Origin of the sequence: Metapseudomonas cellulosilytica (genome assembly GCF_049334135.1) — a bacterium.
Lineage (GTDB): Bacteria > Pseudomonadota > Gammaproteobacteria > Pseudomonadales > Pseudomonadaceae > Metapseudomonas.
The window spans coordinates 166,170-173,643 of the sequence record NZ_JBHZGN010000013.1; the positions used below are offsets into that span (position 1 = coordinate 166,170).

Annotated in this window: 5 protein-coding genes; 2 read left to right on the forward strand and 3 right to left on the reverse strand. The window is 63.8% G+C overall.

The window, feature by feature from the left end:
• Positions 1–106: 106 nt before the first annotated feature.
• From ACFW0H_RS18070 to ACFW0H_RS18080, 3 genes are all read right to left on the reverse strand, one after another.
• Positions 107–1,477 (reverse strand): DUF1329 domain-containing protein, encoded by a 1,371-nt coding sequence (locus ACFW0H_RS18070; protein WP_422915240.1) that lies wholly within the window; start codon positions 1,475–1,477, stop codon positions 107–109.
• Positions 1,478–1,493: 16 nt separating this feature from the next.
• Entirely contained in the window at positions 1,494–3,260 is a 1,767-nt protein-coding gene (locus ACFW0H_RS18075; protein ID WP_422915241.1) for a DUF1302 domain-containing protein, read from the reverse strand.
• Between the two features lie 195 nt (positions 3,261–3,455).
• On the reverse strand, positions 3,456–4,364 hold the full coding sequence (locus ACFW0H_RS18080) for a LysR family transcriptional regulator (protein ID WP_422915242.1): 909 nt from the start codon (positions 4,362–4,364) through the stop codon (positions 3,456–3,458).
• Positions 4,365–4,557: 193 nt separating this feature from the next.
• Between ACFW0H_RS18080 and ACFW0H_RS18085 the strand changes: the two genes are divergently transcribed.
• Both ACFW0H_RS18085 and ACFW0H_RS18090 read left to right on the forward strand, forming a co-directional pair.
• A complete protein-coding gene (locus ACFW0H_RS18085) occupies positions 4,558–5,739 on the forward strand; it encodes an acyl-CoA dehydrogenase (protein ID WP_422915243.1) in 1,182 nt (393 codons plus the stop codon).
• 69 nt (positions 5,740–5,808) lie between these two features.
• A complete protein-coding gene (locus tag ACFW0H_RS18090) occupies positions 5,809–7,032 on the forward strand; it encodes a CaiB/BaiF CoA transferase family protein (protein ID WP_422915244.1) in 1,224 nt (407 codons plus the stop codon).
• The last annotated feature ends 442 nt before the right edge of the window (positions 7,033–7,474 follow it).

Below are 7,474 nucleotides of genomic sequence, written 5' to 3' on the forward strand. Positions count from 1 at the left end.
ACTAGTGGGCCGACTGGTGGGCTTGAAGCAGCATGGACGGCGCTGATGGCGCGCCATAAGAGGAGGGGTGGGGAAGGGCGCCCCGGATCCGGGGCGCCTGGGTGGATCAGCGGATACCTGCGTTGCGCAGGGCGGCCGGGGTGTAATCGACGCCGTTGGCGGCGAAGCCGAACTCGATGCCGTGCTTCTCTTCGTTCTTCATCCCCAGGGCGATGTAGCGCCCGGCAATCAGGTCGTAGAGGGTCTCCACCGCGTAGGAGCTGACCTGGCGCTGATAGTGGTAGCTGGCATGGCCTTCGCCGACGCGCCAGAGCTGGCCGCGACCGTCGTAGTGGTCGGCATAGGCGATTTGCCAGCTGTCCTCATCGATGAAGTAGTGGCGCTTGGCATAGATGTGGCGCTCGCCCGGCTTGAGTGTGGCGACCACTTCCCAGACCCGGTGCAGCTCGTAGCGGGTCAGGTCCTGGTTGAGGTGGCCGGGCTGGATGATGTCCTTGTACTTGAGCGCAGGCGATTCGAGCTTGTAGCTGTTGTAGGGGATGTACATCTCCTTCTTGCCCACCAGTTTCCAGTCATAGCGGTCCGGGGCGCCGGAGAACATGTCGAAGTTGTCGGAGGTGCGCATGCCATCGGCGGCGGTGCCGGGGCCGTCGTAGGCCACCTGGGGGGCGCGGCGCACGCGGCGCTGGCCGGCGTTGTAGAGCCAGGCCAGGCGCGGTTCCTTCACCTGGTCGATGGTTTCGTGGACCAGCAGCACATTGCCGGCCAGGCGCGAGGGCGCCAGGACCCGCTGCTTGAAGTAGAGCAGCACGTTGGCCGCCTTTTCCTTGTCCAGCTGGTTCATGTCCGCCGGGAAGGCGACTTCGTCCTCGAACTGCACCGGCGTGAAGGAACCGTTGGTCTGTGGCGTCGCCTGGACCACCAGGCGCCGGGCGTTGCCGCCGCGGTAGCGGGTGATGTGGTTCCACAGCACCTGGACGCCGTCCTTGGGAATCGGGAAAGCGTAGTAGTGGCTCTCGGCGAAGTTGGACAGGCCGTTTCCGCCATCGACCGGCTGGGTATGGAGGGCGCTCTGCTTCGCCGCGTCGTAGATGGCCTGCGGCGCTGCGGCGCTGCGGTGGCTGGGGTAGACCGGGATCTTGTAGGTGCTGGCGTAGCGCTTGAACATCGCCATCTGTCCGGGGGAGAGCTTGTCCTTGTATTGCTCGGCATTGGCGGCGGTGATGGTGAACAGCGGCTGTTCATTGGCGTAGGGATTGCCGAGGAAGCCATTGGAATCGACCACCGCGGCGTTGGTTGGCAGGCCGCCGGTCCAGGCCGGGATACTGCCGTCGGCATTGCCGACCTTCTCCGCCCCCAGCGGGGTGAGATTGGTGCCGAGCTGGACGGCCTCTTCCTGGGTGGCGGCGGCCATGACGTTGGCGGCGATCAGGCTGAGGGCCAGGACACCGCATTGCAGGATGCTTCTCTTGGTCATTTGGGAGTCCCTGTGGTCAGAAGTTGAGGCCGAAGCTGAGGGCGACGAAGTCGCGGTCAGTGGTCGGGTTGAAATGCCCGCCGAAGAAGTCCGTGTAGCTCAGGCTGGCGGTGTAGGTGTTCTGGTACTCGGCGTTGAGGCCGAGGCTGATGGCCTTGGAACCTTCGTTGAAGTTCGGGCCGTAGCCGTCCACGTCATGGGACCAGGCGATGCTCGGAGTCAGGTTGATACCAGCGAACACGTTGCTGTAGTCGAGGCTGGCGCGGGCGCGGTAGCCCCAGGAGCTGCTGGTGTAGAAACCGTTGTCGTTGCATTCCCGCTGGGCGGGGCTGGCGGCGGTGAGGGCCAGGCACACCGCCTGGGAGGACAGCTGGCCGGGGCCGTAGATGGGGTCGCGGCCGAAGCGCAGTTCGCCGATATCGTCGTCGATGCCGCTGATGTGGTTGTAGCCGACTTCACCCACCAGGGTCAGGCGGCTGGCGCCCAGGACCTGGTCAATGAAGTGGGTCGCGGTGACCTGGGCCTGGGTGACCGGCTTGCGTTCGTAGCCGTGCAGGTCCGTGCCGGAGCGATTGAGGGCGTGGCCGCTCTCGAAGACCGGCGAGTTCGGCACCCCGAGGGCGGCGAAGGAGAGGTCGGTACTGTTGATCTGCAGCGGCATGTTCGGCCGGTAGCTGACCTCCCCTGCCACCGAGGTGCCTTCGATGTTGGTCTGGAAGCTCAGGCCGTAGAGGCGGATGTCTTCCGGGTACTCGATGAAGTAACGCGCACCCGGGGCGCCCGGGATGATGGCGGCGCTCGGCCGGGTGGTGCGGATGGTGCTGAATATCGGGCTGCGGCTGTGGTAGTTCAGGGCGTAGGCGCCGAACTCGGTGTCGTTGAACTCCGGCACGAACCAGCGCAGGGCGACACCGAACTGGCCGCTGTCGCGCGCATCACGGTCACCGGCGCGAGGGATGAAGAGGGTGCCGCCGGTGTTGGTGGACACGCCGGGCGGCAGGTCCGGGCCGGCGACCACCAGGCGGTCGGTGCAGCCATCGGCCACCACGTCCGAGGTGGAGAAGAAGGTGCCGCAGTTGTCCACCACCGTCTGGTCCCATTCCAGCTGGTAGAAGGCTTCGGCCGAAAGGTTGTCGGTCAGGCTCTGGGACAGGTAGATCAGGTTTACCGGGATCAGGCCTTCCTTGATTTCCGCGCCGGGACGGCGGAAGGCTGCCACGTCGATCGGGTTGATCGAGTTGATGCTGTTGCCGATGAAGGTGCTCTCGCCCCAGCTCACCACCTGCTTGCCGACACGGAAGCTGCCCGGCAGGTCACCCAGGTTGTAGTTGTGGTAGAGGAAGGCATCGAGCAGCTGGGCGCCGGAAGACTTGGCGCCTTCCTTCCGGTCGTGGTCGTCGATGTCATAGAAGAGCCGGTGCTCGTCCTTCAGTTCGAAGTCGTACCAGTACTTGCCGCGCAGGAAGACACCGCTGTCGCCGTACTTGATCTCCAGGTCGTGGATGCCCTTGAAGATCTTCGAGAAGGTCTCGCCTTTCTTGAAGTTCAGCCGGCCGTCGTCGGAGGTCCGCGACAGGGCCTCGCCGCCGCTGGCGGTGGAAATGAAGTCCGGGTCGGGTGAGCGTACGGCCCAGCTGGCGCCGACCGAGAGGGAAGAGTCGAACTGGGCTTCGAGTTCGCCGATGTTGAATGTGATGGCAGAGGCCTGGGCGCTGCAACCCAGGGCGACGGCGGCGGCCAGCGTGTGCGGCCGGAAGATTCCGCGCATTGTTCTTCTTGTCATGCGGCTCTCCAGAGCGGGTCTTGGGAGGCCTCATGCTAATCAGCCGCAACCGGCGCCATAACTGCCTGAACGGGCGATTTCGCCTATCACCCGAGTGGGTGATGGGCTCGTCGGAAAGGGATACGGGCGAGAGCTTGTGCATCGATCGGGCGAGGGGCGGGCCCGGGATTGCTACCTGGAGTTACAACGAGGGTGTCAGTCCAGACCTGCTTCGCTTCGATACAGGCGGGCGGCCTCCACCAGCCAGTCGCGGAAGGCGCCGAGGGCGGCGGATTCGAGCTTGCGCTCGGGGATGATCAGGTAATAGGCCTTGTCGCTGCGGAAACTGTGGGGGTGGGCGACCACCAAGTGGCCGTCGGCGAGTTCGCGCTGGATAAGGAAGGGCGGGATCAGCGCCACGCCCATTTCGTGCATGGCGGCCTGGGCCAGCATGGAGAACAGCTCGTAGCGCGGCCCGCTGAGGTCGCGTGCGACGTTCATCCCCAATGAGCTGAACCACTGGCGCCAGGCGTAGGGCCGGGTGGTCTGCTGCAGCAGGGGCAGCCGCGCGATGGCCTCTGCATCCAGGCCGCTGCGCCCTTCCAGCAGTGTCGGGCTGCACACCGGCACCGAGTTTTCATGCATCAGGAAGTCGGCGCGGGTGCCGGACCATTCGGCATCGCCGAAATAGAGTGCTGCGTCGAAATCGGTATCGGCGAAGAGGAAGGGGCGGGTGCGGTTGGTCAGGTTGACCGTGACTTCCGGGTGCAGGCGCTGGAAGTCCTTCAGTCTGGGCAGCAGCCACTGGGTGCCGAAGGTGGGCACGATGGCCAGCTCCACCGTCATCGCCCCCTGCTGGCCCATCACCGCAAGGGTGTCGCGCTCCACCGCATCGAGTTGGGCGGCGATGCGCCGGGAATAGGCCAAGCCGGCCTCGGTGAGTTTCACCCCGCGTCGCGAGCGGCGGAACAGCTCCAGGCCGAGGAACTCCTCCAGGCCGGCGATCTGCCGGCAGATGGCACTCTGGGTGAGCGCCAGTTCCTCGGCTGCCTTGGTGAAACTCTGGTGGCGGGCGGCGGACTCGAAGGCGACCAGGGCGGCAGTGCTGGGGATCTTCCGGCGCATGCTGTACCTCAGCCTCACAATAAATGGCGTTAAAAGGGGCTGTTTGGCTCTACGGAGTGAGAAATTAGCACAACAACATGCGAAATCCTCGTTTGTCCGATTCCGCCTAGGCTGTCTAGGATGATCCAACACTAATAAGGCAGGGTCCTGAGACGGCCCGGCTCCCCGAACTTCGCTTATCGAGGACACTCCCATGGCTGCCAAAGCAAGCTTCAACTGGATCGACCCGCTGCTGCTGGACCAGCAGCTCACCGAAGAAGAGCGCATGGTGCGCGACAGCGCTCAGCAGTTCGCCCAGGATAAGCTCGCTCCGCGCGTGCTGGAGGCCTTCCGCCATGAGCAGACCGACCCGGCGATCTTCCGCGAGATGGGCGAAGTGGGCCTGCTCGGCGCCACCATCCCCGCCGAATACGGCGGCAGCGGCCTCAACTACGTGTGCTACGGCCTGATCGCCCGCGAAGTGGAGCGCGTCGACTCCGGCTACCGCTCGATGATGAGCGTGCAGTCGTCGCTGGTGATGGTGCCGATCAACGAGTTCGGCAACGAGGCCACCAAACAGAAGTACCTGCCCAAGCTGGCCAGCGGCGAATACATCGGTTGCTTCGGCCTGACCGAACCGAACCACGGCTCCGACCCGGGCTCGATGATCACCCGCGCGAAGAAGGTCGACGGCGGCTACCGCCTGTCCGGCGCCAAGATGTGGATCACCAACAGCCCGATCGCCGATGTGTTCGTGGTCTGGGCCAAAGATGATGCCGGCGAGATCCGCGGCTTCGTCCTCGAGAAGGGCTGGCAAGGCCTGTCGGCGCCGACCATCCACGGCAAGGTCGGCCTGCGCGCTTCGATCACCGGCGAGATCGTGATGGACAACGTCTTCGTCCCGGAAGAGAACGCCTTCCCCGACGTGCGCGGCCTGCGCGGCCCGTTCACCTGCCTGAACTCCGCCCGCTACGGCATCTCCTGGGGCGCCCTGGGCGCCGCCGAGGCCTGCTGGCACACCGCGCGCCAGTATGTGCTGGACCGTAACCAGTTCGGCCGTCCGCTGGCCGCCAACCAGCTGATCCAGAAGAAGCTGGCCGACATGCAGACCGAGATCACCCTGGCCCTGCAAGGCTGCCTGCGCCTGGGCCGGATGAAGGACGAAGGCACCGCGGCGGTGGAAATCACCTCGATCATGAAGCGCAACTCCTGCGGCAAGGCGCTGGACATCGCCCGCCTGGCCCGCGACATGCTGGGCGGCAACGGCATCTCCGACGAATTCGGCGTGGCCCGCCACCTGGTCAACCTGGAAGTGGTGAACACCTACGAGGGAACCCATGACGTCCACGCGCTGATCCTCGGTCGTGCCCAGACCGGCATCCAGGCGTTCTTCTGATCCCCGGCCGGGCCTCTCTCCTTTATATAGGAGCGGGGCCCACCTCTTCCCGCGAATTCAGGTGATCCCATGGCTGGCGCGCTCTCCCATATTCGTGTGCTCGACCTCTCCCGTGTATTGGCCGGCCCCTGGTCCGGTCAGATCCTCGCGGACCTGGGGGCCGAGGTCATCAAAGTCGAACGTCCTGGTTCCGGCGACGACACCCGCGCCTGGGGGCCGCCGTTCCTCAAGGACACCGATGGCCGGGACACCAGCGAAGCGGCCTACTTCCTCTCGGCCAACCGTAACAAGCAGTCGGTGACCATCGACTTCACCCGGCCTGAAGGGCAGAAACTGGTTCGCGAGCTGGCGGCAAAATCCGACATCCTCATCGAGAACTTCAAGGTAGGTGGTCTGGCGTCCTATGGACTGGACTACGAGTCGCTGAAGGCGATCAACCCGCGCCTCATCTATTGCTCCATTACCGGCTTCGGCCAGTTCGGTCCCTACGCCAAGCGCGCCGGTTACGACTTCATGATCCAGGGGCTGGGCGGGCTGATGAGCATCACCGGACGCTCTGACCAGGAAGAGGGCGCCGGACCGGTCAAGGTGGGGGTGGCGCTGACCGATATCCTCACCGGGCTCTATTCCTCGGTCGCCATGCTGGCCGCGCTGGCCTCGCGGGAGATCACCGGCAAGGGGCAACACATCGACATGGCGCTGCTGGACGTGCAGGTGGCTTGCCTGGCCAACCAGGCGATGAACTACCTGACCACTGGCAATCCGCCGCGCCGTCTGGGTAATGCCCATCCGAACATCGTGCCCTACCAGGATTTCCCCACAGCGGATGGCGATTTCATCCTCACCGTGGGTAACGACAGCCAGTTCCGCAAGTTTTGCGAGGTCGCCGGTCATCGGGAGTGGGCGGACGACCCGCGTTTTTCAACCAACAAGGCGCGGGTGGCTCACCGCGCCGAGCTGATACCGCTGATTCGCCAGGCCACCGTCTTCAAGACCACGGCCGAGTGGGTGAGCGCGCTGGAGGAAGTCGGCGTACCCTGCGGGCCCATCAATGACCTGGAGGCAGTCTTCGCCGATCCCCAGGTGCAGGCACGGGGGCTGCGCGTCGAGTTGGAGCATCCCCTGGCTGGCGTTGTGCCGCAGGTGGCCAGCCCATTGCGCCTCTCCGACACCCCGGTTGAATACCGGATGCCGCCGCCTCTTCTCGGCGAACATACCCAGGAAGTGCTCCAGCGTGTCCTGGGCCTGGCTGCCGAACAGGTGGATGCATTGCGCAACGCGGAAGTTATCTAGCCCTCTTCTTATATATAGGTACGAAGAGTCATTTGAAGATAATTTCAAAAAGGGGTTTACAGCCTTCCCGGCTCATGTAGAATGCGCGCCTCGCTGACGGGGACCGAGGTTCTCGAAAGCGATAAGCTGTTGAAACGAAAAGAAATTTTCAAAATACAGCTTGACGGCAAGGTGGGCTGCTGTAGAATGCGCCCCTCGCTGAAGCGACCCGGTCGCAGAAGCAGCAAGCGGTTGAGTAGAAAAGAAAATTTCGAAAAACAGCTTGACAGTAAGAAAGGCTGCTGTAGAATGCGCGGCCTCGGTTGAGACGAAAGACTTGATCGAAACGCTCTTTAACAACTGAATCAAGCAATTCGTGTGGGTGCTTGTGAGGTAAGACTGATAGTCAACTGATTATCAGCATCACAAGTAACACTCGTGAATTCGAGAGTTTATTTGCGAT

Bases quoted from the DNA above. Each gene is read 5' to 3' on its own strand.
- ACFW0H_RS18070 (WP_422915240.1), bottom strand. From the start codon at position 1,477: ATGACCAAGAGAAGCATCCTGCAATGCGGTGTCCTGGCCCTCAGCCTG.
- ACFW0H_RS18075 (WP_422915241.1), bottom strand. From the start codon at position 3,260: ATGACAAGAAGAACAATGCGCGGAATCTTCCGGCCGCACACGCTGGCC.
- ACFW0H_RS18080 (WP_422915242.1), bottom strand. From the start codon at position 4,364: ATGCGCCGGAAGATCCCCAGCACTGCCGCCCTGGTCGCCTTCGAGTCC.
- ACFW0H_RS18085 (WP_422915243.1), top strand. From the start codon at position 4,558: ATGGCTGCCAAAGCAAGCTTCAACTGGATCGACCCGCTGCTGCTGGAC.
- ACFW0H_RS18090 (WP_422915244.1), top strand. From the start codon at position 5,809: ATGGCTGGCGCGCTCTCCCATATTCGTGTGCTCGACCTCTCCCGTGTA.